Here is a 23341-nt window from a genome sequence, read left to right on the forward strand (position 1 = left end):
GTGGCCGGAACGATCGACCTTGCCGCGGTGTGGACTGCGGCGACGGACGAACTCGCCGACGAGATCATCTCCGCCCAGCAGCGTGCCTACCTCCGACTGACCCGTTTGCGGGCGATCGTCGAGGACACCGCGCTGCTCTCCGTGCCGGATGCCTTCACCCGGGACGTCATCGAGTCGCGGCTGCGACCGGCCATCACCGAGGCGCTCACCCGCCGGCTGGGCCGACCGATACAGGTCGCGGTCACCGTGCGGATCGCCGACGACGCCGCCGGGCGGCCGGCCGGCACCCTCTACCGCAGCGGACCGGAATCCGCCCCGGTGGAGACCGGCCCGGCCGTGGACGACTATCCCGGATTCCGGCCGCCGGTCTACGACGAGCCGCAGCCGTCGTACCAGCGCGATGCCGGGCCACCGCCGGAGCAGCCCGGGGAGCGGCCGCCGCCGGCCGGGCCGCCGGAGCACGACGGACACCGTCCCGCCAGGGTCCCGTCCAGCCGGGACGGCGGTCAGGACACCCTGTTCGGTGCCGGCTTCGCCGAACCGACACGGATGGACCACCCCGCCCCCGAACGGCGCGGGTTCGAGGAACGCCACCGCCCCGAGCCGGACACCGATCCGCGCGGCTACGAGCCCGCGTACCGGGACCAGGGGCGGCCGCCGCGCGACCAGCAGGGTCCGCGCGGCCTGGCCCGCGACGGCGCCACCGACAGCGGGCCCGGTCGGGCCGGTGCCGACCATCGACCCGGTGGCGGTGACCGACGCGGTACGGAGGGCAGCGGCAACCGCCTCAACCCGAAGTACATGTTCGAGACGTTCGTCATCGGCTCGTCCAACCGGTTCGCCCACGCGGCGAGCGTCGCGGTGGCCGAGTCGCCGGCCAAGGCGTACAACCCGCTGTTCATCTACGGCAGCTCGGGGCTGGGCAAGACGCACCTGTTGCACGCGATCGGGCACTACGCCCAGACGCTCGGCAACGCCCGCTCGGTCCGGTACGTCTCGACCGAGGAGTTCACCAACGACTTCATCAACTCCCTGCGGGACGACAAGACCAGCGCGTTCCAGCGTCGCTACCGCGACGTCGACATCCTGCTGATCGACGACATCCAGTTCCTGGAGAACCGCGAGCGGACCCAGGAGGAGTTCTTCCACACCTTCAACACCCTGCACAACGCCAACAAGCAGATCGTGATCACGTCCGACCGCTCGCCGAAGCAGCTGGCGACGTTGGAGGACCGGCTGCGGACCCGGTTCGAGTGGGGGCTGCTCGCCGACATCCAGCCGCCCGACCTGGAGACCCGGATCGCGATCCTCCAGAAGAAGGCCGCCCAGGAGCGGCTCTACGCCCCGCCGGACGTGCTGGAGTTCATCGCCTCCCGGGTGTCGAACTCGATCCGGGAACTGGAGGGGGCGCTGATCCGGGTCACCGCGTTCGCCAGCCTCACCCGGTCCACCGTCGAGCTGTCGCTGGCCGAGGAGGTGCTGCGGGACTTCATCCCCGACGGCGCCGGCCCGGAGATCACCGCCGACCAGATCATGGTCTCCACCTCGGAGTACTTCGGGGTGAGCCTGGAGGACCTGCGCGGGCACTCGCGCTCCCGGGTGCTGGTCAACGCCCGCCAGGTGGCCATGTACCTGTGTCGCGAGCTGACCGACCTGTCGCTGCCCCGGATCGGGCAGGCGTTCGGCGGCCGGGACCACACCACGGTGATGCACGCCGACCGGAAGATCCGGCAGCAGATGGCGGAGCGGCGCTCGCTCTACAACCAGATCGCCGAGTTGACCAACCGGATCAAGCAGAACACCTGAGACGTACGCCACTCCCACCGCTTCATCGACGCCCGGCCGACCATCTCGGCCGGGCGTCTTCGCGTCGGCACGCCCCCGGTGGGTTGACCCTGCACCGGGTCGAGGGCCCACGATCTGTGGATGACACGTCACGTTCGTCCACAGGACGGCCCGGTTGTCCACACCCCCTGTTCCACAGCCGGTGGATAACCACGCTCTGTCCGGAGCCGGTTACCCACAGACTGTGGATAAACCCTGGGGACGATGCTGTGGACGGCTGGGGACAACCGGTGCGCGGTCCACAGCCGACGGAGGGCCTGTGGGCAACCTGTTGAAGGTTCTGGGGACGACCCGGCTCCGGGCCGACGCCGTCGTCCACAGCACTGGGGGTAAACCCGGTGGATAACCGGTGGACAACCGGTGGACGGCGGTGGACAACGCTGGGGACAGCGGGTGCCTGTGGACGGCCGACCGGGTTTACCCCCGGGTTCTCCACAGCGAACACACCGGTGGATAACGTGTCTGACCTGCCACGACGCGAGTTACCCACAGTTTGCACAGGTGCGATGAAGACGATGTAGTTATCTCTTCTAAGAATCAAAAACCAATCATCACCGTTGGACTTCCTGTGGATCGGGCGCAGCACTGCCGTCGGCAGTCGGCCCGGCACCGGAAGCACGGGGTCGGACGCACAGCCGATGCCCACGCGCCCTAAGGTGCGATGGGTACCCGCACGGTCGGGCGGGACGGTGGGCAGCGGTCGGCATGAGAGAGTTGTCGCTGACGTCGACGCGGAGGCATTGATGAAGTTCCGAGTAGAGCGCGACGCGCTCGCCGAAGCGGTGGCGTGGACCGCCAAGAGCCTGCCCAGCCGGCCGTCCGTACCGGTGCTCGCCGGTGTGATGCTGCGGGTCACCGACGGCAACCTCCAGGTCTCCGGCTTCGACTACGAAGTCTCCAGCCAGGTGACCGTCGAGGTGCAGGGCGATGCCGACGGCGCCGCCCTGGTCTCCGGCCGGCTGCTCGCCGAGATCACCAAGGCGCTGCCGGCCAAGCCGGTCGACATCGCCGCGGTCGGTGCCCACCTGGAGCTGGTCTGCGGCAGCGCCCGGTTCACCCTGCCGACCATGCCGGTGGAGGACTACCCCGCCCTGCCGGAGATGCCGGAGAGCGCGGGCACCGTCGAGGCCGCCGCGTTCGCCGCCGCCGTCGCCCAGGTGGCCATCGCCGCCGGCCGGGACGAGACGCTGCCGATGATGACCGGCGTCCGGCTGGAACTCTCCGGGGGCACCCTGGCGATGCTCGCCACCGACCGCTACCGGCTCGCCCTGCGCGAGATGGAGTGGAACCCGGACGACCCCGACATCAGCATCAACGCCCTGGTCCCCGCCCGCACCCTGAACGACACCGCGAAGGCACTCGGCCCGCTCGGCGGTCAGGTGACCATGGCGCTGTCCCAGGGCGGCGCAGGCGAAGGCATGATCGGTTTCTCCGGCGGCACCCGCCGGACCACCAGCCGACTGCTCGACGGAGCCAACTACCCGCCGGTCCGCTCGCTCTTCCCGGCCAACAGCAACGCCGAGGCACGGGTCCCGGTGAGCACCCTGATCGAGGTGGTCAAGCGCGTCGCCCTGGTCGCCGAGCGGACCACGCCGGTGCTGCTCAGCTTCAGCTCCGACGGACTGGTCGTCGAGGCCGGTGGCACCGAGGAGGCCCGGGCCAGCGAGGCGATGGAGGCCACCTTCACCGGCGAGCCGCTGACCATCGGCTTCAACCCGCAGTACCTGATCGACGGGCTGGCCAACCTGGGGGCCCAGTACGCGCTGCTGCGGTTCGTGGACGCCTTCAAGCCGGCGGTGATTTCGCCCGCCGGTGAGGATGGCGAGGTCATCTCTGGGTACCGGTACCTCATCATGCCGATCCGCGTGTCCCGCTGACCGCGCACCGGCACCACCCAGACGCACGGAGGTAGGGGCAGATGCAGCTCGGCCTGGTAGGACTCGGCCGGATGGGCGGCAACATGCGCGAGCGGTTGCGCGCCGCCGGGCAGGAGGTGGTCGGCTACGACCGCAACGCCGACCGCAGCGACGTCGCGAGCCTCGCTGAGCTGGCCGACAAGCTGGAGTCGCCCCGGGCGGTCTGGGTGATGGTGCCCGCTGCCGTCACCGACGCGACCATCGACGCGCTCGCCGAGGTGCTGGGCGAGGGCGACATCATCATCGACGGCGGCAACTCGCGGTTCAGCGACGACGCCCCCCGGGCCGAACGGCTGGCCGAGCGGGGCATCGGCTACGTCGACGTCGGTGTCTCCGGCGGCGTCTGGGGCAACGTGAACGGCTACGCCCTGATGGTCGGCGGCGCGCAGGAGCACGTCGACCACCTGATGCCGATCTTCGAGGCGTTGAAGCCGGCCGGTGACTTCGGCTTCGTGCACGCCGGCCCGGTCGGCGCCGGCCACTACGCCAAGATGGTGCACAACGGCATCGAGTACGGCCTGATGCACGCCTACGCCGAGGGCTTCGAGCTGCTGTCCGCCGCCGAGATGGTGACGAACGTGCCCGGCATCATCAAGTCCTGGCGGGAGGGCACCGTCGTCCAGTCCTGGCTGCTCGACCTGCTGGACCGGGCGTTGGACGAGGACCCGTCGCTGGCCACGCTGACCGGTTACACCGACGACACCGGTGAGGGGCGCTGGACGGTCGACGAGGCGATCCGGCTGGCCGTCCCGCTCAACGTCATCACCGCCGCCCTGTTCGCCCGGTTCTCCTCCCGGCAGGACGACTCACCCGCGATGAAGGCGGTCGCCGCGCTGCGCCAGCAGTTCGGTGGGCACGCCGTGCACAAGCGCTGAGCGGCATCCACAGGCTGTGTACGTCCGCCGGCTCGAACTGGTCGACTTCCGCTCGTACGAGCGGGTCGGCGTCGACCTGGAGCCGGGGCCGAACGTCCTGACCGGGGCGAACGGCGTCGGCAAGACCAATCTGGCCGAGGCGCTGGGCTATGTGGCGACCCTGGACTCGCACCGGGTCGCCACCGACGCCCCCCTGGTCCGGCTGGGCGCCACCTCGGCGGTGATCCGCTGCGCGGTGGTGCACGACGGCCGGGAACTCCTGATCGAGCTGGAGATCGTCCCCGGGAAGGCCAACCGGGCCCGGCTGGGGCGCTCACCGGCCCGGCGGGCCCGCGACGTGATCGGCGCGCTGCGGCTGGTGCTCTTCGCCCCCGAGGACCTGGAACTCGTCCGGGGTGACCCGGCCGAACGCCGCCGCTACCTCGACGACCTGCTGGTGCTCCGGCAGCCCCGGTACGCGGGGGTGCGTGCCGACTACGAACGGGTGGTCAAGCAACGCAACGCCCTGCTGCGCACGGCGTACCTGGCCCGCAAGACAGGCGGGTCGCGGGGCGGTGACCTGTCCACCCTGGCGGTCTGGGACGCCCACCTGGCGCAGCACGGGTCCGAGCTGCTCGCCGGCCGGCTCGAACTGGTCGCCGCGCTCACCCCGCACGTGGCGAAGGCGTACGACGCGGTGGCGGCGGGCGCGGGGGCGGCGGGGATCGCGTACCGGCCGTCGGTGGAGCTGACCGGGCCGACCGCCGACCGCGCGGTGCTGGCCGAGGCGTTGACCGGCGCGCTGGCGGAGTCCCGGTCGGCCGAGATCGAACGGGGCACCACCCTGGTCGGGCCGCACCGTGACGACCTCGTCCTCACCCTCGGCCCGCTGCCCGCCAAGGGGTACGCCAGTCACGGCGAGTCCTGGTCGTACGCGCTGGCCCTGCGACTGGCCGGGTACGACCTGCTGCGCGCCGACGGGATCGAGCCGGTGCTGGTGCTCGACGACGTCTTCGCCGAGCTGGACGCGGGTCGGCGGGAACGACTGGCCGAACTGGTCGGCGGGGCCGGCCAGCTGCTGGTGACCTGTGCGGTGGACGACGACGTGCCGGCGGCCCTGCGTGGCGCCCGGTACGCGGTGGGCGACGGGACGGTCCGCCGTGTCGACTGAGCCGGAGCAACCCGCCGGGCCCCGGAAGGGGACGGGCGGTGCGAGGCGTACCTCCTCGGGCGGGGCAGGTGGTGCGCGTACCCCCGGGGGAGCCGGTGGGGGCGCGGGCGGTGCCCGGGCCCGACCGGCCGGCACCGGTGCGGACGCCGCGCCGGGTGGGGGTACCGGCGGTCCAGCGACCGGCAGCGGTTCGGCAGGCGCGGGGGCCGCCGTCGGAGCGGGTGGCCCCGCGGGCGGCGCGGCGGGTGCGTCCGGACCGGAGCTGGCGCGGGCGGTGCTGGACGCGGCGAGGGCCCGGCGGGAGTCGGCGGCCCGCAACCGTCGCCCGGGGGTCACCGGCGCGGCCGACGGTGGCGGCCGGCGGTTGCGCGGCTATTCCGGGCCGGGGCCGGACCCGCGTGACCCGCAGCCGTTGGGTGCGGTGTTGGAGCGGCTGATGAAGGCGCGCGGCTGGCAGCAACCGGCGGCCGAGGCGACCGTCTTCGGCGCCTGGGAGAAGGTCGTCGGGGCGGAGATCGCCCAGCACAGCCGCCCGGTCAAGCTGGAGGACGGCGAGCTGACCGTGGAGGCGCGGTCGACCGCGTGGGCCACCCAGTTGCGGCTGCTCGCCGGTTCGCTGTTGAAGCGGATCGCCGGGGAGGTCGGCCACAACGTGGTCCGCAAGCTGCACATCCACGGGCCGGCGGCACCGTCCTGGTCCCGGGGCCCGCGCCGGGTACGCGGCCGCGGACCGCGCGACACCTACGGCTGACGGTCAGCGTTCGGCGCGGCGGGCCTCCCGCTCGGCGCGTTTACGTTCCCGCTGGTCGCGGCTCCACTGCTTGCGTCGTTCCAGGTCCTCCTTCCAGGCGTCCCGGGCCTGCCGGGAGCCGCCCTGCACCGCGCCCTGCACCTCGGGCGCGGTCACCGGGAGCGGGCGGGCGCTGCGGGAGCGCGCCGAGCAGATCCCCCCGGCGATCGTGGCGCGGCTCGGGCTGCCGCTGGCCGAGCTACGCGACCTGCACGGGGCGCTGACCCGGGTGATCGCCGCCGCCAACGGCGCGGTGGCGGCCGGCCCTCCGCCCGCCGGGTCGGCGACCCCGACGCCCGGCGGCTAGCGACACACGCCGCACGGCCGGGCGACGGCCAGGCCGGGGCGCGGGGTCGGCAACCTCAGATCTGCGGGAGGGGACGGCGACCGGGTTCGGCGTCGGCATAGACCGCGAAGCCCCGGTCGGCGCAGCGCCGGTAGAAGGCGGCCAGCACCCCCAGCTCGGCGCAGGTGAAGTCCCACTGCGGCGGGTCACCGTTCTCGTCGCGCAGCCGGTCGAGCCGGCTGCCCAGCCAGCGCAGCTGCTGCTCGGCGAGGCGGCCGTCGCCGAGCAGCGCGCCGAGCACGTCGCTGACCGACTCGAAGGTCACCGTCTCGCCGTGCGGCCGGTGCTGGACGACGAACTTCTCCACCCCGCCGGCGATCCAGGCGCAACCGTCCGGGTCGATCACCGGGTCCTCGTCCTCGGCGGCGGCGTCGGTGGCGTAGAGCACATTCTCCAGCCCGAGGATCAGGTCGACCAGCTCGGTGTAGGCGGTGGCCCGGACCGTGCCCGTCTTGGCGATGTGCTCGGCGAGCGCGGCGGTCGGCGCGGAGATCCGGGGGACGTCCACGATCTCGCCGAAGTCGACGAACTCGGCCGGCGCGACCGGGTCGTAGAAGCGGCCGGTCCGCGGCCAGTGCACCGCGACATTGTCCAGCCCCATCGGGTGTCACCTCTCGAGAGCACGGGTCGGGTCGATCGGGTCCATCGTCCCGGTTACGGGGGGAAAAGATCAAGACGGGCAGCTTTGCCGCGCGCCGCAAAGCTACGGTACGGCCGCCTCCGGGCGCGACCCCCGGCCGCCCGGCGAGCCGGTCGATTCCGTGGCGGTGGGCACGGGGGCCGAGCCGGGGCGTGTAGGGGGAGTCGCGGACAGCGAGATTCGGCCGGCTATGAGGGTCTCAGCCGCCTTCAAGGGGTGCCGAGTGGCGGTTCTGTCGTGTGCGCACAGTAAGATTGACGGTGAGACGACGACCTGACGCGGTGCGACGGACAGGGGCCTTCACCGGCCCTTGATCAACGTCCCGGGTCGGGTCTGGCCGATCGCGATCCGCGGGCAACCGCGGCGACCGGCGCGCACGATCCGCGGCCGCCCTCCGGGCGTCGCCCGTGTGCGCCGACGTCGTGTCCTGTCCGCCGAACCCGCGCTCCCGCGCCCCGGCGCGGATGGTGCGAGAAAGTGGCCGAGGGTGGCAGCGCAGGACAAGCAGGAGTACGGCGCAGAGTCGATCACCGTCCTCGAAGGACTGGAGGCGGTCCGCAAGCGGCCCGGCATGTACATCGGCTCGACCGGCGAGCGCGGTCTGCACCACCTGGTGTGGGAGGTCGTGGACAACGCCGTGGACGAGGCGCTCGCCGGCTACTGCGACACCATCGACGTGGTGCTGCTCGCCGACGGCGGGGTCCGGGTCACCGACAACGGCCGTGGTTTCCCGGTCGACCTGCACCCGAAGCTCAAGAAGCCGGGTGTCGAGGTCGCGCTGACCGTGCTGCACGCGGGTGGCAAGTTCGACGGCAAGGCGTACGCGGTCTCCGGCGGTCTGCACGGCGTCGGCGTCTCCGTGGTGAACGCCCTCTCCACCCGGATGGCTGTCGAGATCCACAAGTCCGGTTTCGTCTGGCGGCAGCAGTACCACAACTCCAAGCCCGACTCGTTGGACAAGGGCGAGACGACCGACCGCACCGGTTCGGCGGTCTCCTTCTGGCCGGACCCGGACGTCTTCGAGACGACCGACTTCGACTTCCAGACCATCTACCGCCGCCTCCAGGAGATGGCCTTCCTCAACCGCGCCCTCTCCATCCACCTGCTCGACGAGCGGGTCGCGGAGGGCGAGGAGGGCAAGCCCCGCGAGGTCACCTTCTACTACGAGGGCGGCATCGCCGACTTCGTCCGGCACCTCAACGCCTCGAAGAACCCGATGCACAAGACGGTGGTGGAGTTCGCCGCCGAAGAAGAAGGCATGTCGGTCGAGATCGCCATGCAGTGGAACGAGTCGTACGGCGAGTCGGTCTACACCTTCGCCAACACGATCAACACGCACGAGGGCGGCACTCACGAGGAGGGCTTCCGGGCCGCGCTGACCAGCGTGGTCAACCGCTACGGCGCGGACAAGAAGCTGCTCAAGGGCGACGAGAAGCTCTCCGGTGAGGACATCCGCGAGGGTCTGGCCGCGATCATCTCGGTCAAGCTGGCCAACCCGCAGTTCGAGGGCCAGACCAAGACCAAGCTGGGCAACACCCCGGTCAAGAGCTTCGTGCAGCGGGTCTGCAACGACCGGCTGGTCGACTGGTTCGACCGGAACCCGGCCGAGGCCAAGACGATCATCCAGAAGGCGTCCCAGGCGGCCCGGGCCCGGATCGCCGCCCAGCAGGCGCGCAAGCTGGCCCGGCGCAAGTCGCTGCTGGAGTCGGGCTCGATGCCGGGCAAGCTGGCCGACTGCCAGTCCACCGACCCGCGCGAGTCCGAGGTCTTCATCGTCGAGGGCGACTCGGCCGGCGGCTCGGCCAAGCAGGGTCGCGACCCGCGTACCCAGGCGATCCTGCCCATCCGCGGCAAGATCCTCAACGTGGAGAAGGCCCGGATCGACCGGGTGCTGAAGAACAACGAGGTCCAGGCGCTGATCACCGCGCTGGGCACCGGCATCCACGACGACTTCGACATGGAGAAGCTGCGGTACCACAAGGTGGTGCTGATGGCCGACGCCGACGTCGACGGCCAGCACATCCAGACGCTCCTGCTCACCCTGCTGTTCCGCTTCATGCGTCCGCTGGTCGAGTTGGGTCACGTCTACCTGGCCGCCCCGCCGCTCTACAAGATCAAGTGGAACAGGAAGGGTGACGACGCGCAGTACGCGTACTCCGACCGGGAGCGCGACGGGCTGATCGCGCTGCGCCAGCAGAAGAAGCCCAACGCCAAGCCGGACGACATCCAGCGGTTCAAGGGTCTCGGCGAGATGAACTACCCCGAGCTGTGGGAGACCACGATGAACCCGGCGACCCGGACCCTGCGTCAGGTCACCCTCGACGACGCCGCCACCGCCGACGAACTGTTCAGCGTGCTGATGGGTGAGGACGTCGAGGCCCGCCGCTCGTTCATCCAGCGCAACGCCAAGGACGTGCGGTTCCTCGACATCTGACGTCGTCGGCCGGCCGGTGGCTCACCGGCCGGCCCACGACCACCGGGTTATCCACAGCTTGGCCGCTTTCCACAACGTTATCCACAGCACGAACACGACTCTGAGTCTGATAAGGGTTAACAGTGACCGATACTCCCGAGTCCACCCCGAACGAGCCGGAGACCCCCGAGACACCAGTCGCGGCGGTCGTCCAGCACGACCGGATCGAGCCGGTCGGGCTTGAGGTCGAGATGCAGCGCTCGTACCTCGACTACGCGATGAGCGTGATCGTCGGGCGGGCACTGCCGGACGTCCGGGACGGGCTCAAGCCGGTCCACCGCAAGATCCTCTACGCCATGTACGACTCGGGTTACCGGCCGGACCGGGGCTACGTGAAGTGCTCCCGGGTCGTCGGCGACGTGATGGGGCAGTTCCACCCGCACGGTGACTCGGCCATCTATGACGCGCTGGTCCGGATGGCTCAGCCCTGGTCGCTGCGCTACCCCCTGGTCGACGGCAACGGCAACTTCGGTTCGCCCGGAAATGATCCGGCTGCGGCGATGCGTTACTGTTTGACGGCAAATGTCCGTATTGGTACGGCTGTCGGCAGCGTGCGGATCGCCGACGTCGTGCCGGACGCCGCGCCGAACAGCGAGACCGACGTCGACCTGAAGGTCCGGGACCGTAACGGCGACCTGGTCCGCGCCTCGAAGTTCTTCCACTCCGGCGAGCACCCGACGTTGCGGCTGCGCACCCGCGAGGGGTACGAGCTGACCGGCACCCACAACCACCCGGTGCTCTGCCTGGTGGACGTGGCCGGGGTGCCGACCCTGCTCTGGAAGCTGCTCGCCGAGATCTCCCCGGGCGACCGGGTGGTCCTCCAGCGGACGGTGCCGGACGAGATCGGCTACCCGATGCTGGAGCACGTCGAGGCGGCCGTGCTCGCCGGTGCCTTCGTCGGCGAGGGCTGGGTGTCCGAGGGGCGGGCCGGCTTCAACAACGTGGACCGGGAGTTCTTCGTCCGGGTCCTCGCCGCCTACGATCTCGCGGTCGGTGGACCACGTCATGTTAGCGAGCGGACCATCGCCTCCGGCAGCGTGCTGCACGAGATGGACGTCCAGAACCTCTCGGCGTTGCGCGCCAGCGTCCTCGGCGAGCTGATCGGTGCCCGTAGCGCCGCGAAGTTCGTGCCCGAGTTCGTCTGGCAGGGGCCTGCGGCGATCAAGCGCGCGTTCCTCCAGGCGCTGTTCGAGGGCGACGGATCGTCCTCGCTGCTGCCGCGCAACACCATCCAGGTCTCGTACTCGACCCGCAGTGAGCGGTTGGCCCGCGAGGTCCAGCAGTTGCTGCTGGAGTTCGGCGTGATCAGCCGGCGGACCCGGTACGACGACGGCGAGATCAAGGTCGTGGTGACCAACCGGCGCGACGCCCGGATCTTCGCCGCCCACGTCGGCTTCCTCGGCCGCAAGCAGGCCAAGCTGGAGGCCGAGCTGGCCTCGGTGCCGGCGAGCAGCACGGCGCTCTCCAGCGACCAGGTGCCGCTGGTCGGTGACTTCATCCGCGAGCACGGCGCGCAGCGCTGGACGGAGCGGGACTGGCTGCGTCGGCACAACGTCGACCGGATCGAGCGTTGGGAGCGGGACCGCGACGAGATCGCCGCCCGGATCACCAACACCGAGGTGCTCGACGTGGTCGAGCCGTTGGTCGACGGGCGGTTCTACTACGCCGAGGTGGCCGAGGTCGCCGATGCGGGTGTGCAGCCGGTCTACAGCGTCCGGGTGGACACCGAGGACCACTCCTTCGTCTCCGACGGCTTCGTCAGCCACAACACCGAGTGCAAGCTCGACCCGTTGGCGATGGAGATGCTGCGGGACATCGACGAGGACACCGTCGATCTCCAGGACAACTACGACGGCCGGGCCAAGGAGCCCACCATCCTGCCGGCGCGCATCCCCAACCTGCTGGTCAACGGCTCCGAGGGCATCGCGGTCGGGATGGCCACCAAGATCCCGCCGCACAACCTGCGCGAGATCGGCGCGGCGGTGCAGTGGTGCCTGGAGAACCCGGAGGCCGACGAAGCGACCACCCTCGAAGCGCTGCTGGAGATCGTCAAGGGCCCGGACTTCCCCACCCACGGGCTGATCGTCGGTCAGTCCGCCATCCAGGACGCGTACCGGACCGGTCGCGGGTCCATCCGGATGCGCGCGGTGGTGGAGGTCGAGGAGGACAAGCGGGGCCGGCCGGCGCTGGTCGTCAGCGAGCTGCCCTACCAGGTCAATCCGGACAACCTGGCGGAGCGGATCGCCGAGCTGATCAAGGAGGGCAAGCTCGCCGGCATCGCCGACATCCGGGACGAGTCCTCCGGGCGTACCGGCATGCGGATCGTGCTGGTGCTCAAGCGCGACGCGGTCGCCAAGGTGGTGCTGAACAACCTCTACAAGCACACCCAGCTCCAGGAGACCTTCGGCGCCAACATGCTGGCGCTGGTCGACGGGGTGCCGCGCACGCTCAACCTGGCCCAGTTCCTCCGCTACTACGTCGAGCACCAGATCGAGGTGATCCGGCGGCGGACCGCGTTCCGGCTGCGCAAGGCCGAGGAGCGGGCGCACATCCTGCGCGGTCTGTCCAAGGCGCTGGACGCGCTGGACGAGGTGATCGCCCTGATCCGGCGTTCGCCCACCGTCGACGACGCCCGGCAGGGCCTGATCCGGCTGCTGGAGATCGACGAGATCCAGGCGACCGCGATCCTGGACATGCAGCTGCGCCGGCTGGCCGCGCTGGAGCGGCAGCGGATCCTGGACGACCTGGCCAAGCTGGAAATCGAGATCGCCGACCTCAAGGACATCCTCGCCAAGCCGGAGCGGCAGCGGAAGATCGTCTCCGAGGAGCTGAGCGAGATCGTCGCGAAGTGGGGCGACGAGCGGCGTACGAAGATCATCCCGTTCGACGGCGAGGTCTCGATGGAGGACCTGATCGCCCGCGAGGACGTGGTGGTCACCATCACCCGCACCGGGTACGCCAAGCGCACCAAGGTCGACCTCTACCGCTCCCAGCGGCGCGGCGGCAAGGGCGTGAGCGGCGCAACGCTGCGGCAGGACGACATCGTCAGCCACTTCTTCGTATGCTCCACGCACGACTGGATTCTGTTCTTCACCAACAAGGGCCGCGTGTACCGGGCCAAGGCGTACGAGTTGCCCGAGGCCAGTAGGGTGGCCAAGGGCCAGCACGTGGCCAACCTGCTCGCCTTCCAGCCGGACGAGCAGATTGCGCAGATCATCGAAATCCCGAACTACCAGGTGGCTCCCTACCTGGTACTGGCCACGAGAAACGGCCTGGTGAAGAAGACCCGACTCGAGGAGTTCGACTCCAACCGGTCCGGCGGCGTCATCGCGATCAACCTGCGCGATGAGGACGAGCTGGTCGGTGCCGTCCTCGTGGCGCCGGAGCAGGATCTGCTGCTGGTCTCGAAGAAGGCGCAGGCGATCCGGTTCAACGCCTCCGACGAGGCGCTGCGCCCGATGGGCCGGGCCACCTCGGGCGTGATCGGCATGCGCTTCACCGACGACGACGTCCTGCTGGCCATGGAGGTCGTCCGGGAGGGTCTGGACGTCCTGGTGGCCACGAACGGGGGATATGCGAAACGCACCCCGATCGAGGAATACCCGGTCCAGGGTCGGGGAGGTAAGGGCGTGTTGACTGCGAAGATCACCGAGCGCCGCGGTGGTCTGGTCGGCGCGGTCGTGATCGACCCGGACGACGAGCTGTTCGCGATCACCAGCAACGGCGGCGTCATTCGGACTCCGGTGAAGCCTGTACGCCGTACCCGTGACCGGAACACAATGGGGGTCAAGCTGATGGACCTCCCGGACGGCGTGACTATCGTGGCGATTGCTCGCAATGCCGACGAGCCTGACGAACAGGACTAGTTGAATGACGGAGACACAGGCGAAGTCGGGGAACAAGGGGACCTCGGCCACCCCGGTCGACGAGGAGGCCGCCAAGAGCGGTACAACCCCCGCCGGCCGCGCCGCCGTGGGCCGGGCGACCGTCCCCGCCGACGCGCCTGCCCCGAAGTTCACCCGGGCACCCGGCATGGCACCGCCGCCGGACAAGCCCGGTGAGGACTCGGGGACGACCGAGCAGCCCCCGACGACGGGCACCGACGCGCCCTCCTCCGCCACCCCGCCGGTGGCCGCTGCGGCCAGGTCGAGCAACACGACACAGCCGATCTCGGTGGGGGCAGCCGCCTCACCGTCCACGACCGGCACCCAGCCGAAGGTCGGCGGCGGGTTCCGGCCGTCCCCGGAACCCGGGCGTCCCGCCGCAGGCGTGGGTAACGCCCGGCCCGCCAACGGCGGTGGGCTGCCACCGGGCCTCGGTGGCCCGGCCGCCGTCGGTGCCGCCCGGGTGGGTGACGCGGTACGCGCCGCGCGTACCTCGGTCAGTTCGGCCGCCTCCCGGGGGCCGCGCCGGGCCCGGCTGAACCTCAAGCGGATCGACCCGTGGTCCGTGATGAAGTTCGCCTTCGCCGTCTCCGTGGTCCTGTTCATCGTGGTGGTCGTGGCGACCTCGGTGCTCTACCTAGCGCTGGACGCGATGGGTGTCTTCCAGAGCGTCAACGACAGCCTGACCGACCTGGTCAGCGCCAGCGGTGGGCAGGGTGCCGACGGTGGCTTCCAGATCACCGCCAAGGGCGTCATCCTGACGTCCGCACTGGTCGGGCTGGTCAACGTGGTGCTGTTCACCGCGCTGGCCACCCTCGGCGCGTTCGTCTACAACGTCTGCGCCGACCTGGTCGGCGGGATCGAGCTGACGCTCGCCGAGCGCGACTGATCCGAACGGCGCCCGCCCGCCGGGCGCTACTGATCCGACCCGACGCCGGGGCACCGCGCACAGCGGTCGCCCCGGCGTCGTGCTTCCCACCGACCCGCCGGACCGTCTCCGCGCTCATGGGCCGATCCAGGGGTGTCCGCGCTGGCGCGGACACCCCTGGATCGCGTTGATGGAGCGGATCTCCCACCCCGCCCCCGCCGGAATCGGCTCGCCCGTTTGCCGGGTGGCCGGTACGGTCGGGATGGCGCGGGAGCATCGGCCACCCCGATTTGGGAGCGGACGATGCGATGGGTTAACCTTGCTCGTCGCTACGCGGGGCTATAGCTCAGTCGGTTAGAGCGCAGAGCTGATAACTCTGAGGTCGCTGGTTCGATTCCAGCTAGCCCCACCGCACACAGTTCCGACGAGCAGTCGAGTCGAGCGCGAGGGGTCGCCCCATGTTCAAGAAGCTGCTGTTCCTGGTGGGCATCATCGGTGTCGCCGCCGTGGTGGCCAAGAAGGTCAAGGCTTCCAACGACGAGCGCGCCCTCTGGCACGAGGCGACCACCTCGCCCGATCTGCGCTGACCGTCGGCTCCGGCCAGCACCCGGCGGCCTGGTCCGCCCAGGGGCCCTAGCTCAACTGGCAGAGCACTGCCTTTGCAAGGCAGGGGTTAGGGGTTCGAGTCCCCTGGGCTCCACTCCGCTCCCGTGCAGTTCACGGGGCCTTCTCCTCATTCTCGTCTTCCTCGTTCGATCGAACGTTGTCATCGGTCGCTAGCGAGTCAGTAGGGGCGCGAAATCACCTCGTACGAGCCGGTGAAGGCCGGCTGGAGTGTGTACAGCGGTTGAGGGTGGTCGACGTCCACAGCCGCTGGTGAGTTAGGGGTTCGAGCCCCCTGGGGCTCCACCCGCTGACGTGCGTCCGCACAATGCGCGAACCTTTGTCGGACCGTCATTCCGCTCGGCGGACCGCGTTGCGGATGTTGTCGGGTACCGGACCGGGCGGCGGCCGGTGCTCAGTAGCCGGCGAGCCGTGGCACCAGTGCGATCGCGACGAAGCGGATCGTACGGCCCAGCAGGCACGTCGCCGCGAACGCGACCGGACGCAGCGGCGTGCGACCCAGGTAGACGCTGGTGGCCAGCAGCGGTGGAAATCCGGTTACCGCGCTGACCAACAGCACACCGATGGCCTGGCGGGGGCGTTCCATCATCTCGACGAGTCGTGCGCCGGCCGCCTTCGGGCGTGCGAGCATCGTCCCCCACCGGCCCGCTGGTTTCCGCCCGGTCGGGGTCCGCCTGCTGAGCCGGCGTCGCAGCCAGGGTGAGTGGATCGCGCCGCGCGTACCGAGGAAGATCAGGAACTTGCCGGCGGTCTGACCGGCTGCGGCGGCGACGCCGAGCGCCACGGGCGGCGTGCCGGTGGTCGCTACGGCCGCCATCAGGTACGGCTCGGCCGGGGTGAACGGCAGGAACGCCGACAGGAGCCCGACGGCCGCCGCCGCCAGAACGGCGATCATGGCCGGGTGGGCGGCGGGTTGACCGGCAGATTGGCGGCGGACACCAGCGAGACGACCTTCACTGCGGCGACGCCGAGGGCGAAGGTGACGGCGACGGCGGTCGGCGCGAAGATCGCCAGGAGCACCACCGCTGCGGTGTTCAGTGCCTTCGCCGCCGGAGACCAGTTCCACCGGTAGATGCGGCGGTCGACGCAGGCGAAGTGGTTCGGGCTCAGCAGCGGCCAGCGCAGGAACATCAGGCTCAGCAGCTGATCGACGACCATGAACTGGACGAGGAACACCGCGATCGGCAGCGCGGTTTCGGGCCGCAGCACGACGAGTGCCGCAGCGCAGGCCGACGTGCAGGCCCGGTCGGCGACGATGTCGAAGACCGCGCCGGTGCGGGTTTCCTGCCCCAGGGCGCGGGCGGCGACACCGTCGAGGATGTCACCGACCCAGTAGATCAGGTATGCGGCGACGAGCAGGTGGGCGTTGCGGTGGGTCAGCGCCGCCACCGCGAGCCCGAAGGAGCCGGCCGTCCGTACGGCGGTGATGGCGTTGGGGACGTTGAGGAGGGTGACCGGCGGGGAGAGCCCGAGCGTGGTCATTCGGCGTCTTTGAGGATGCGTTGCATGTCGGCGGTACGCCGGTGCAGGTCCGCCAGTTGCGCGCTCATCTCGGTGAGCAGCCGCTGTGTCTCGGCGGCCTGCTCGGCGTACTGCCGCTGCAGTTCGCTCGACACCTCGGTCCGCTTGCGGACGCCCGCGTACCAGACGACCGAGATGAGCACGGCGGCGACGACGATCAGGAAGACCGAGGCAGCGTCCATCTAACTGGTTCCCTTCGGTGGGGCGTCGCCGTCTCCGGCGGTGCTCAGGGTCGCGGCGGCAGCCGCCACCACGTCGGGCGTGAGGTGCAGCGAGAACGGCGTGACCTCGTAGTACTTGAGCGCCTTGCCGTCTCCGGACAACTCCAGATGGGCGGTGACCAACCCGGCCCGCTCCAATTTCTTGAGATGCACCTGCAACAGCGCACGGCTGATGCCCAGATCGCGGGCGAGCTGTGAGACGTAGGCGCGTCCGCCGGTCAACGCGGCGAGCACGCGGAGCCGGTGCGGGCTGGCCAACGTGGCGAGAACCTCGACCAGCCGATCGCCGCTCAAGTCTCCCATATCTCACCTTGGCTCATGCCAACTATTATTGGCATGAGCCAAGGTGAGCTGTCAACTTCGGAGCGCTGACGGGACCGGTGGCTGCGGACCGGGTGGTCATCTGCCATCCTGGGACGTGCTGATCTACAAGATTCTCCTGCCCGCCGAGTGGGCCGAGTTCGAGACCGTCGGCCGCTTCGACGGCTCGCCGTTCGACCACAGCAGCGGTTTCATCCACTGCTCCTCCCGCGAGCAGGTGGGTGCGACCGCGCTGCGGTTCTTCGCGCAGGAGCCGGCGCTCGTGGTCGCCGCTCTCGACGCCCGGCTTCTCGGCGCGGCGGTGCGCTGGGAGGATGCCCCCGACGGCGGTTCCTTCCCGCACGTCTACTCGGCCCTACCGCTCGACGCTGTCGTCGGGGTTCATCAGGTGGCGGGGGCGTCGTCGGTGGACGATGCGCTACCGCAGGGTTAGGTGGTGGAAGGAGCTACCGGAACGTGCGGTGAGGACGGATCGGCAGCCAATCGGTCACGAAGCCGCGGGTGGCGGAACTGGTAGGTGGCACCCACCTGGCGGAGCACGCCCCGCCCGGCCGCGTCGCGGAGAAAGGCCATCGTCCGCCAGGGCAGCCGACCTCGCATCGCCAGGATGGCCCGAGCGATCGCAAACTCGGTCCAGGCACCGAAGCCCACCCAGCCGATCGCGAACGCGAGGATGGTGGCGGCCTGCGGCCACGATCCACCACCGAGCAGCAGCGCCAGCGAGGCCCCCATGAGGAGCAGTGCGCCGGCAGGTCCCAGCACCGATCTGCGGTCGGCCCGCAAGGTGGAGAGGGGGTTGTCCGCGCGGGCGGGATCCTCGGCGATCATGATCTCGCGGGACGGGTCGTAGACCCTGCGTCGATAGTGGTCCCAGACGGGAACGACCACGGCCGACAACATCAGGCCGAGCCCGCCGATGATGCCCGGCAGTGCGTCACCCGACAGGTGCCACACCACCGCTCCCGACCCGGCCAGCAACAACGCCAGCAGGAGGCTGACGGACGTCGTACGAACGAGGTGTCGCACCCTGCGTCCGCTGACCTGCACCCGGTAGATCGGTGCGGCTGGGACCAAACCGAATCGCGTACGGAGCCGCTCACTCACCACAACCGGCATGCTGATGGCCGCGAACAGGACAGCGACGACGAGATTGCCGTGTGCGAGCCATATCGACGCCCAGAACAGCAGAAGCGTCACCGCGTACTGGATCGGCCGGAGGAACCTCATCGTCCGGTGCAGCTGCCACCAGGCGATCTCGTGGGTGTCCGTGTCCTGCAGGTGCCGCGCGAGGAAGAGCAGCCATCGCCTCGCATCGTCGGGATGCCAGGTCTCGTCGGTGTCCCGCCGGCGGGCCGGCGTCGGCTGTCGTGGGTAGGCGACCGACAACAGGCCGTCGAGAAGGTGATTCTCGATGGCGGCCTGATCGGGGAACCGGCCCCGGTCGCACAACTCGCGCGGGTCGGCGGCGGCGGCGCCGGCGTAGGTGGTACGGGCCAGCCAGACCAGCAATGGCGTGCGCAGGGCGCTGGCCAGGGGTGCTTCGGGATCGGCATCCAGCTCAAGGAACGCCTGATGCCACCGTCCGTTCCCCCCTTCGGGGGCGAAGTACGCCCGGATGTCGGCGAAGGTGAGCGGCAGCACCTCGACCACCGCAGCGCGGGACAGCCCGCGTTCCGCGCTCTCGACCGCCTTCCGGTACGGCGCGACGAGGCTGGTCACCACCAACGGAGCCTCGGCTCCCCGCTCGTGCAGCGCGTTCATCGTCTCTTCGCGCAGCCCGTCACCGATCATGTCCAGGTCATGGATGATGGGCAGCACAAGGTTCCTGTCGACCAGGTAGGCCGCCAGCGTTCGGCGCTTGCGGAGCCCTGCGAAGTATCTCCACGGGCCGGACAGGGGTGCTGACGCCCGCAGGTGCGGGTGGTCCCGGGCCAGTTGCTCCGCCATCCAGTCGCGCAGCAGTTGCTTGCCCGGGTTCCACGACCCGGCGGGCAACATCACCGGAACCGGCTGACCGGCTAGCCGCTCCTTGAGCAGGAGGCCGACGAGCCGGGTGACCAGCACGGTCCGGCCCGACCCTGCCGCGCCGAGGATCACCAGGCGGCAGTGAGGCAGTTGGCGGGTGAGCAGGTCGGCGAGATCGTCGAGTCCGCCGGCGGGAGGCTGGGCCGGGGTCAGGCCGAGCGATGACCAGGTGACCTCGCCCATCGACGCCTCGGCCATCGCAGTTGCCGCCCATCGCGCCGGCAACGGACGGCTGAGCACCCCGCTGCGTTCCTCGTCCCGCTGGCGTCGTACCGCCACCTCGTCGGCCAGGGTCTCCAGAGCCTTCGACAACACGACGTCGCGCGAGTGGGTGGGCGGAACGCTCCCGTAGTTCACCTGGTTGATGGTGTTGCGGTAACCGATGGCAGTCGGCCCGTGGGAGGTGTTCCCGGAGTAGACGTTCACGGTGGCCGGGACGGGAGGCTCCGACTCCTCGTCGGCAGGGGGATCAATGGCACTCACCGCGATGACCGGCCCGGCTGTGCGTCGTCGGCGGAACCGTACGTCGTGACGGTGTTTCCGTTGCCGAACGCGGCCGGCCCCTGCGCCGTGATGTGCTGGAACACCTGCCCGACCGTCGGCAGATGCGGCGCGTCGGGCTCCGCGGAGCGGTCCATCCGGTTCAGGTCGATCTCTCCCTGTGGGTCGGCGGGAAGTGCGTCCGGCACGGTCGACGCGGCGGCATTCTCCCCCGGTACGTAGATCCAGGCGGAGCTCTCGAAACCCTTGTCCGGCAGGCTGGCGTTGATCCGCAGGAACTGATCCTGCGGCAGGTCCTGGTACTCGCGAACGACGTCCTGATAGATCAGGTCCGACACGACGAGCGCGACCTGCGCCCGGGGAAAACGGCGCAGCATGCTCTTGAGCTGCGGCGAGTCGACCAGTCGGCAGACGGTCACCACCGCGCTGCCGGCAAAGCCGTTCGCGCTGTCGAGATGGACCAGTCCGTGGTGGACGCCGAGTCGCATCCGGACCCGGGCCTCAGCGGACAGGCCCTGGTTGTGCTCCCGCAACAACCGGTCGAGAACCGACGCGAGCCGGAGGACCCGCCGTTCACTGGCCCCCGGGGGCAGGACCGCCAGTTGGCCGTCACCGCTCTGTTGGCGCAACGTCTCGGGCAGCACGATGCCCAACTCGTCCCAGGCTGCCTGCATGACTTCTGTCAGTGCTTGCTGTGCGCGGTGTTGGAGCACGTTGCTCCGCGCGCTGTAACGCTCGATGTCGACCATGAGGACGACGTGTCGGGTCGGGTTCCTCGCGTCAGCCACCATTCCACCCTTCGCTGGGAACGCTGCCCGGTCGCGGTATTCCTACCAGCCGACAGCGAAGGGGAACCCGCCAAAATACGGGATGTCGTAGTGATGCTCCCGGTGCCTCCGTACGACACGGTGCGGGCGAGTCGGTCCTCAGCCGACGGAGCCTCGGGCCTGCCGCAGCAGGGCGAGCAGGCCGTGACCGTCATCGACCCGGGCGTCCGGGGTGACGGCGGGATGCGGCGGTTCCCGGTCGGTGCGGGGTGAGCGCATCAGGATCGCCGCGCCCGCCCCGGCGCGGCGGGCACACTCGACGTCCCGACCGAGGGTGTCGCCGACGAACCAGCAGCGGTCGATCGGCACCCCGACGGCCTCCGCCGCCAACAGCGCCAGTCGCGGGTTGGGCTTCCGGGGGCCGGCTTCGTCGCTGTAGAACTGGGCGGCGAACAACCCGGCGAGCCCGGCGCCGGCGAGGAAGTCCCGGTGCGCGGCACCGCAGAGGGTGTTGCTCACCACGGCCAACGGAAGGCCCGCCTCGGTGGCCGCCCGGAGCGCGTCGGGGATACCCGGGCGCACCGCCCAGTCCGCCCGCCGGGCCCAGGCGTACGCCAGGGGGGTCGCCTCCCGGTCGACGGCGTCCCGGGCCGCGCGGGGCCACGACCGGGTGACGAACTCCGCCCAGACCCGGGAGTGGGGCAGCTCCACCGGTTCGGCCTCCCGGCCCGCGCCGTCGCGCCAGGCCGAATAGCTCCGTGCGCCCTCGGCCAGGTCGGCGGCGAGTTGCCGCTCCGGCACCGCACCGCCGACGAGGTGGGACAGCCGCCGGACGAGCTGCGGTGGGGCGGGTGGCTGCGGGGGAGCATCGGCCAGGACGCCACCGAAGTCCAACAGGAGGGCGTGCGGCGAGCGGAGCATGCCCGCAATCCTCCCCAGCGGGACCGGCCGCGCGCAACGGACCGGGGCGGCGCGGTCGGCGCCCGTCCCCTAGCCTCTCGGCAATGGGAGCAATCAAACCGTGGCACCTGATCGTCCTGATGCTCTGCTGCCTGGTGCCCACGGTGCTGGCCGTCGGCGGGGGCATCTGGGCGCTGCGCCGGTCCCGTCGCCGTCGCTGAGCCACATGACGACCGAGGGTGCCCCGGGCAGCCGGCGTCTCCAACTCCATTGCCGGATCGACATCGCGGTGACCGACCCGGCCGCGCTGACCGGCCACGCGGTCGCCGAGCTGCGCGCCGCCGACATCGACTGGGCGCAGGAGGAGGACGACCTGCCGTCCGCCGACGCGGAGCTGCGCGGTGACCTCACCCTGGCGCTCGCCTCCGTCGCGGACCTCAGCCGGGTCGTCGACGGTGTCCCGGGCGTCGAGTTCCGGGGCGGCGTCTGCTGGGCGGAAACCGGTCCGCCACGCGCGTCGTTCGCCCCGACCGGCGGGCAGCCCTCGACGGCACCGGGCCCGGCTGGCGGGCGACCTCGGACGGCACCGGCCTGGCCGACGACGCCCGTGCGTGCACGACGACCCTTGCGTGGACGACCGCCACCCGCACCGGCCCCGGCCGGGGCGGCAGGCTAGCGTCGAGGGCGTGACCATTGCCGTCCCCCGTGTCCTGCCCGCCGCGCACGGCATCGCCGAGGCCGCCGCCGTGCTGCGGGCCGGCGGGTTGGTGGCCTTCCCCACCGAGACGGTCTACGGGCTCGGCGCGAACGCGCTGGACGCCCGGGCCGCGGCGCGGATCTTCGAGGCGAAGGCCCGGCCCGGCTTCGATCCGCTGATCACCCACCTGGCCGACGCCGCCGACCTGCCGGCCCTCGTCGGCGCGCTGCCCCCGCCGGTGGCGGCGCTGGCCGAGCGGTTCTGGCCGGGGCCGCTCACCCTGATCGTGGACCGGCCGGCCGCGATCCCGCCGATCGTCACCTCCGGCCTCGACACCATGGCTGTCCGGGTGCCCGACGAGGCGTCCGCCCGCGCGTTGATCAGGGCTGCCGGGGTGCCGGTGGCCGCGCCGAGCGCCAACCGGTTCGGGCAGCTCAGCCCCACCCGCGCCGAGCATGTCGTGCACGGGCTCGGCGCGGCGGTCGACGTGGTGCTCGACGGCGGCCCCACCCGGTGCGGGATCGAGTCGACCATCGTGGACGCGCGCGGCCCGCACCCGGTGGTGCTGCGCCTCGGGGCGCTCGCCGTGGAGGAACTCGTCGCGGCGGTCGGCCCGGTGACCGTCCGTCCGGGCAGCTCCGGGCAGCCGGTGGCACCGGGTACGTTGGCCGCGCACTACGCGCCGCGTACCCCGTTGCGGGTGGTGGCGGGCGCGGGGCCGACGCCGGACGACGGGGTCCGGCGGGGGTTCCTGGCCTTTCGGGAGGGCCCGGCGGCGGGTTACGCGGCGGTCGAGGTGCTCTCGCCCACCGGTGACGTGACCGAGGCGGCCGCCCGGCTCTTCGATGCGCTGCACCGGCTGGACGCGGCCGGGGTGAGCGAGATCCTCGCCGAGCCGGTCCCCGACGAGGGGGTCGGCCGGGCGATCAACGACCGGTTGGGACGCGCCGCCGCCACCTGGGCCCCGCCCGGCTGAC

Annotated in this window: 22 protein-coding genes and 2 tRNA genes; 15 read left to right on the forward strand and 9 right to left on the reverse strand. The window is 70.8% G+C overall.

Going from position 1 to position 23341, the window contains the following annotated elements:
- The 5 genes from dnaA to ACQP1S_RS00025 all read left to right on the forward strand — a co-directional run bounded on the left by dnaA (position 1) and on the right by ACQP1S_RS00025 (position 6537).
- Positions 1–1806 (forward strand): chromosomal replication initiator protein DnaA, encoded by a 1806-nt coding sequence (gene dnaA, locus ACQP1S_RS00005; protein WP_432901842.1) that lies wholly within the window; start codon positions 1–3, stop codon positions 1804–1806.
- A gap of 782 nt (positions 1807–2588) precedes the next feature.
- Positions 2589–3722, forward strand: a complete 1134-nt coding sequence (gene dnaN / locus ACQP1S_RS00010) for a DNA polymerase III subunit beta (protein ID WP_091249170.1) — start codon at positions 2589–2591, stop codon at positions 3720–3722.
- A gap of 41 nt (positions 3723–3763) precedes the next feature.
- Positions 3764–4636: a phosphogluconate dehydrogenase (NAD(+)-dependent, decarboxylating) gene (gnd, locus tag ACQP1S_RS00015; protein ID WP_091249172.1), complete on the forward strand. Its 873-nt coding sequence runs from the start codon at positions 3764–3766 to the stop codon at positions 4634–4636.
- 16 nt (positions 4637–4652) lie between these two features.
- Entirely contained in the window at positions 4653–5786 is a 1134-nt protein-coding gene (recF, locus tag ACQP1S_RS00020; RefSeq protein WP_432901845.1) for a DNA replication/repair protein RecF, read from the forward strand.
- Positions 5776–6537, forward strand: a complete 762-nt coding sequence (locus tag ACQP1S_RS00025) for a DUF721 domain-containing protein (protein ID WP_432901847.1) — start codon at positions 5776–5778, stop codon at positions 6535–6537. Before recF ends, ACQP1S_RS00025 begins: the two co-directional genes overlap by 11 nt.
- 3 nt (positions 6538–6540) lie before the next feature.
- On the opposite strand, the gene ACQP1S_RS00030 is transcribed toward ACQP1S_RS00025, so the two are convergent.
- The gene (locus ACQP1S_RS00030; RefSeq protein WP_432901849.1) at positions 6541–6693 is read right to left on the reverse strand and encodes a hypothetical protein; all 153 of its coding nucleotides are present in this window, start codon (positions 6691–6693) and stop codon (positions 6541–6543) included.
- A gap of 52 nt (positions 6694–6745) precedes the next feature.
- On the opposite strand from ACQP1S_RS00030, the gene ACQP1S_RS00035 reads away from it, so the two are divergent.
- The gene (locus ACQP1S_RS00035) at positions 6746–6883 is read left to right on the forward strand and encodes a hypothetical protein (RefSeq protein ID WP_432901851.1); all 138 of its coding nucleotides are present in this window, start codon (positions 6746–6748) and stop codon (positions 6881–6883) included.
- A 55-nt stretch (positions 6884–6938) separates the two neighbouring features.
- On the opposite strand, the gene ACQP1S_RS00040 is transcribed toward ACQP1S_RS00035, so the two are convergent.
- On the reverse strand, positions 6939–7523 hold the full coding sequence (locus ACQP1S_RS00040; protein WP_091249184.1) for a hypothetical protein: 585 nt from the start codon (positions 7521–7523) through the stop codon (positions 6939–6941).
- Positions 7524–8049: 526 nt separating this feature from the next.
- Between ACQP1S_RS00040 and gyrB the strand changes: the two genes are divergently transcribed.
- From gyrB to ACQP1S_RS00070, 6 genes are all read left to right on the forward strand, one after another.
- Positions 8050–9996, forward strand: a complete 1947-nt coding sequence (gene gyrB / locus ACQP1S_RS00045) for a DNA topoisomerase (ATP-hydrolyzing) subunit B (RefSeq protein WP_091249187.1) — start codon at positions 8050–8052, stop codon at positions 9994–9996.
- A gap of 122 nt (positions 9997–10118) precedes the next feature.
- Positions 10119–13901 carry an intein-containing DNA gyrase subunit A gene (gyrA, locus tag ACQP1S_RS00050; protein WP_432901853.1) on the forward strand — a complete coding sequence of 1261 codons (3783 nt, stop codon included), beginning with the start codon at positions 10119–10121 and terminating at the stop codon, positions 13899–13901.
- Between the two features lie 4 nt (positions 13902–13905).
- Complete coding sequence (locus ACQP1S_RS00055) at positions 13906–14808, forward strand: DUF3566 domain-containing protein (protein WP_432901855.1); 903 nt, start codon at positions 13906–13908, stop codon at positions 14806–14808.
- A 314-nt stretch (positions 14809–15122) separates the two neighbouring features.
- Positions 15123–15196: transfer RNA gene (locus ACQP1S_RS00060), tRNA-Ile, on the forward strand.
- Positions 15197–15245: 49 nt separating this feature from the next.
- Positions 15246–15374, forward strand: a complete 129-nt coding sequence (locus tag ACQP1S_RS00065; RefSeq protein WP_218108253.1) for a DLW-39 family protein — start codon at positions 15246–15248, stop codon at positions 15372–15374.
- Positions 15375–15414: 40 nt separating this feature from the next.
- Positions 15415–15487, forward strand: a tRNA-Ala gene (locus ACQP1S_RS00070).
- A gap of 318 nt (positions 15488–15805) precedes the next feature.
- On the opposite strand, the gene ACQP1S_RS00075 is transcribed toward ACQP1S_RS00070, so the two are convergent.
- Genes ACQP1S_RS00075 through ACQP1S_RS00090 form a run of 4 tightly spaced genes read right to left on the reverse strand, consistent with a single transcriptional unit; the run spans position 15806 to position 17456 of the window.
- A complete protein-coding gene (locus ACQP1S_RS00075) occupies positions 15806–16306 on the reverse strand; it encodes a hypothetical protein (RefSeq protein ID WP_432901857.1) in 501 nt (166 codons plus the stop codon).
- Positions 16303–16893 carry a CDP-alcohol phosphatidyltransferase family protein gene (locus tag ACQP1S_RS00080; RefSeq protein ID WP_432901859.1) on the reverse strand — a complete coding sequence of 197 codons (591 nt, stop codon included), beginning with the start codon at positions 16891–16893 and terminating at the stop codon, positions 16303–16305. The genes ACQP1S_RS00075 and ACQP1S_RS00080 overlap by 4 nt, the downstream gene beginning before the upstream one ends.
- Positions 16890–17114, reverse strand: a complete 225-nt coding sequence (locus tag ACQP1S_RS00085) for a hypothetical protein (RefSeq protein ID WP_091249222.1) — start codon at positions 17112–17114, stop codon at positions 16890–16892. Before ACQP1S_RS00085 ends, ACQP1S_RS00080 begins: the two co-directional genes overlap by 4 nt.
- A complete protein-coding gene (locus ACQP1S_RS00090) occupies positions 17115–17456 on the reverse strand; it encodes an ArsR/SmtB family transcription factor (RefSeq protein ID WP_091249225.1) in 342 nt (113 codons plus the stop codon). It lies immediately after the preceding gene.
- A 115-nt stretch (positions 17457–17571) separates the two neighbouring features.
- Here ACQP1S_RS00090 and ACQP1S_RS00095 point away from each other — a divergent pair, with 115 nt between their 5' ends.
- Complete coding sequence (locus tag ACQP1S_RS00095) at positions 17572–17907, forward strand: DUF952 domain-containing protein (protein ID WP_432901862.1); 336 nt, start codon at positions 17572–17574, stop codon at positions 17905–17907.
- Here ACQP1S_RS00095 and ACQP1S_RS00100 read toward each other — a convergent pair.
- The 3 genes from ACQP1S_RS00100 to ACQP1S_RS00110 all read right to left on the reverse strand — a co-directional run bounded on the left by ACQP1S_RS00100 (position 17904) and on the right by ACQP1S_RS00110 (position 21688).
- Positions 17904–19982, reverse strand: coding sequence for a hypothetical protein (locus ACQP1S_RS00100; protein ID WP_432901864.1), 2079 nt, complete (start codon positions 19980–19982; stop codon positions 17904–17906). The genes ACQP1S_RS00095 and ACQP1S_RS00100 overlap by 4 nt on opposite strands.
- Positions 19979–20749: a hypothetical protein gene (locus ACQP1S_RS00105; protein ID WP_432901866.1), complete on the reverse strand. Its 771-nt coding sequence runs from the start codon at positions 20747–20749 to the stop codon at positions 19979–19981. The genes ACQP1S_RS00100 and ACQP1S_RS00105 overlap by 4 nt, the downstream gene beginning before the upstream one ends.
- Positions 20750–20926: 177 nt before the next feature.
- A complete protein-coding gene (locus tag ACQP1S_RS00110) occupies positions 20927–21688 on the reverse strand; it encodes an HAD-IA family hydrolase (RefSeq protein ID WP_432901868.1) in 762 nt (253 codons plus the stop codon).
- A gap of 205 nt (positions 21689–21893) precedes the next feature.
- On the opposite strand from ACQP1S_RS00110, the gene ACQP1S_RS00115 reads away from it, so the two are divergent.
- On the forward strand, positions 21894–22343 hold the full coding sequence (locus ACQP1S_RS00115) for a hypothetical protein (RefSeq protein WP_432901870.1): 450 nt from the start codon (positions 21894–21896) through the stop codon (positions 22341–22343).
- 34 nt (positions 22344–22377) lie between these two features.
- The gene (locus ACQP1S_RS00120) at positions 22378–23340 is read left to right on the forward strand and encodes an L-threonylcarbamoyladenylate synthase (RefSeq protein ID WP_432908495.1); all 963 of its coding nucleotides are present in this window, start codon (positions 22378–22380) and stop codon (positions 23338–23340) included.
- The last annotated feature ends 1 nt before the right edge of the window (position 23341 follow it).

It is taken from the genome of Micromonospora matsumotoense (assembly GCF_050951065.1).
Taxonomy (GTDB): Bacteria; Actinomycetota; Actinomycetes; order Mycobacteriales; family Micromonosporaceae; genus Micromonospora; species Micromonospora matsumotoensis.